The following is a 2,605-nucleotide window of genomic DNA, read 5'->3' on the forward strand; positions in this document are numbered from 1 at the left end:
CGACCGCCACGCGCGCCAGTTCGCGGCCCGTGTGGCGGTCGAGGATCAGGCCATCTCGGCCCTCGACGAACATGGTCTTGGCGGCGGCCGCGTCCCGCATCACAGCCCCTCCGACATCGCGACCCAGCCACCGTCCCGAGCCTGCACAGCGGTCGGCGCAATGAAGTCCAGCACCGCGCCCGTATCGGGCAGGTAATCCCAAAGCATCCAGCAGGCCACGACCAGGCAGAACAGCAGGCCGGCTGCAAACAGGGCGATGATGAACCAGCAGGTGGCACGGGCGCGCCGGTCTCGTGCGACCGGAACCCGGCGCCCGAAATTCCGGAGCTGGAAGTCGATGTTGTCGATGGCAGCCATCATGCGCCCTCCGGAAGATGCGACGCGCGCCGGGGCTCGCGGATTGCCGGGCGAGAACGGGCGTTCACAAGGATGCGCCAGGCCATCGTGCGGATGAAAGCGGGCTGTTGTGCCGCGCGCTCCGGGTCGGCGATCAGGGCGCGGGCGCGCTCGATGACCCGCGAGCAGTTCTGTACGGGCAGGGGCCGCATGTGATGCCTCCTTTCACAGGTTGAGAAAGTTGTGGTCGGCAGTCAGTCTGTCTGCGGGCCGCGCTGTCAGGACGCGGCCCGCGAATCCCCACGCCCAGCAAAGGAGAACGCGGGAAATGCATGGAATGGATGAAGAGCAGAAGCTGGCGGCCGAGTTGGAGCCGCCGGATCTGGAGGAGGTCGGAGAGAAGCTGAGGGAACTTGAAGCCCAGACCGCGGAAATCCCGGGCGTCATGCGGCTGATCGAGGATTTGCGAGCGGCGCTGCGCCAGGTGCAGGAAGACATCTCGCTACGCACGCAGGATATCGCTGCCATCGAGGCCGCGTTGAAAAAGGCCGGGATCATGAAGTGACCTCGTCTCCGCGGGGAACCACAATCTGATAATCGGCGTCGGGCGCGCCCGCCGGACGGGCGACGAGTTGCCCGGCCGCATTGAATTTCACGATGATCCTGGCCCGGTCCTCGATGTTCAGGGCAGACATGGCCGCCGCGATCTGCGCCTTGCTCGGCGTCCATTTCTCAGGCGAATCCAGCCGAGTGATGCCGCTGTTTGCCGCGCGCAAAGCACCGACCCATCTTGTGGCCCCATCGGGGTCCGCCACGACAATCTCGCGCAGCATGTCTGCTAGTTTCGCGAGATTGCGCGGCATCTCTCCATCATCGGCCTGTCGCAGGGGGATGTCCTTCACGGCCCAATCCAACACCCTGATCGCCGCATATGCGGTGAAGCTGTTCGGAGCGGAGCCGAGGACCGTGTGCGCGGCAAAGACGATAACGTCTTTCTTCATCTCCTGAAGGCGTGCCTGAGCGTCGTCGGCGCCGCTGTAGTCGTTCATCGGCAGGGCGACATTGGACGTATCGTGGGACATGGGAGGCTCCATCCAAGGGTTGCGGATGGCTATTAGTTGCCTGACAGAGAACCATCAGTCAATCTAAAAATTCTCTGTGGGGAAACATTTTAGGACGCAATCACGCTTAGACATGAAAAAAGCCCGCATTATGCGGGCTTTGCTGGTGTAAGTTGAGGGGCTCGACAATCCTTAAGGGTCGACAAACTCCACGTCTTGCCGCCGGATGGCGCGCCGCCATGGCGCCGCCCAAACTAAGCGAACGCCGTATTCTGGCGGGTGCGCCGAGTTGACGGAGTAGAGGTCGAATGTCCCTTCCTCCCGACCTCTCCGAATCTGTTTGATCAGGGCGCGCCCATCATCGGTCTGACAGATGCTAACGTGGCCAATCGCGGCAGGATCAATCCCCACGAAATGCCTAGTGAAGAAGACAATATCGCCCGGCTCGATCAGTGGTGACATGGAGTCCCCTGCCACTTCTACAGCAACAATGCCGGAGGATGGTAGATCGTCAGGTGCGGCGACGTGGTATAGTCCGCCGCCCTTGGCGTAAGCGTCAACCAGTTCGACTACGGTATTTCCGGCGCCAACCTTGCCCGCGACAGCAACTGGTCTTTGACCCTCCAGAATAGCGGAGGCGGGTAGCTCAAAGACTTCGGCGATGCGCTCCAGCATTTGGGCGGATGGGCGCTTGGTGCCTGCCACCAAGTTGCTCACGTAGCCGGGTGAAACGTCCAATTGCTCAACCAGCCACCGCTGCTTGAGGCCTCGCTCGGCCAGGATTTTCCCGATCTTCAATTTCATGCGCCCTTATCCTCTGGCGGTCTGGGCGATGGAATGAGCTGCTGGAGATAAATTCGCCCACAGAGAAGTTTTGTATTGACGACGAGACTTTCCTGTTAGAGAACTTTCGGCATGCTGACCGAAGCGATCAAATCCATGGGCCTGAAACGCGCAGTCGTCGCCGAGAACCTCGGCATCGGACGTGCGTATCTCTCTGGCCTCGAAAGAGGGAAGAAGAAGCCTTCCCTCGAATTGGCCGTCAAGATTGCCCGCCTCACCGGCGGCGCGGTCCCGGTGGAAAGCTGGGTTGATCCAGAGGTCAGCGCCATCCCTCAACCCGCCGCCACGGCGGCACAACCCCAAGAGCATCCTCATGTCCCTGATCTGCAAAATCCCTGATCGTCCCCGATCTGGCCTGCCTTCGC

The 2,605-nt window shown here is 61.6% G+C and carries 6 protein-coding genes; 2 read left to right on the top strand and 4 right to left on the bottom strand.

Translation table 11 applies throughout. The features are described 5' to 3' along the window. Window positions 1–99: 99 nt before the first annotated feature. Both BLT64_RS25730 and BLT64_RS25735 read right to left on the bottom strand, forming a co-directional pair. The gene (locus BLT64_RS25730; RefSeq protein WP_011747311.1) at window positions 100–360 is read right to left on the bottom strand and encodes a hypothetical protein; all 261 of its coding nucleotides are present in this window, start codon (window positions 358–360) and stop codon (window positions 100–102) included. Further along, window positions 357–548: a hypothetical protein gene (locus BLT64_RS25735; RefSeq protein WP_041529791.1), complete on the bottom strand. Its 192-nt coding sequence runs from the start codon at window positions 546–548 to the stop codon at window positions 357–359. The genes BLT64_RS25730 and BLT64_RS25735 overlap by 4 nt, the downstream gene beginning before the upstream one ends. A 116-nt stretch (window positions 549–664) precedes the next feature. Between BLT64_RS25735 and BLT64_RS25740 the strand changes: the two genes are divergently transcribed. Next, on the top strand, window positions 665–901 hold the full coding sequence (locus BLT64_RS25740; protein WP_011747312.1) for a hypothetical protein: 237 nt from the start codon (window positions 665–667) through the stop codon (window positions 899–901). Here BLT64_RS25740 and BLT64_RS25745 read toward each other — a convergent pair. Together BLT64_RS25745 and BLT64_RS25750 are read right to left on the bottom strand one after the other, a co-directional pair. Then, window positions 891–1,418: a hypothetical protein gene (locus BLT64_RS25745; RefSeq protein WP_011747313.1), complete on the bottom strand. Its 528-nt coding sequence runs from the start codon at window positions 1,416–1,418 to the stop codon at window positions 891–893. The genes BLT64_RS25740 and BLT64_RS25745 overlap by 11 nt on opposite strands. Window positions 1,419–1,589: 171 nt before the next feature. Continuing rightward, window positions 1,590–2,201 (bottom strand): XRE family transcriptional regulator, encoded by a 612-nt coding sequence (locus BLT64_RS25750; RefSeq protein WP_011747314.1) that lies wholly within the window; start codon window positions 2,199–2,201, stop codon window positions 1,590–1,592. A 111-nt stretch (window positions 2,202–2,312) separates the two neighbouring features. On the opposite strand from BLT64_RS25750, the gene BLT64_RS25755 reads away from it, so the two are divergent. Further along, window positions 2,313–2,579, top strand: coding sequence for a helix-turn-helix domain-containing protein (locus BLT64_RS25755; protein WP_041529793.1), 267 nt, complete (start codon window positions 2,313–2,315; stop codon window positions 2,577–2,579). Window positions 2,580–2,605: the final 26 nt, after the last annotated feature.

The organism is Paracoccus denitrificans (genome assembly GCF_900100045.1).
In the GTDB taxonomy this organism is placed as follows: Bacteria; Pseudomonadota; Alphaproteobacteria; order Rhodobacterales; family Rhodobacteraceae; genus Paracoccus; species Paracoccus denitrificans.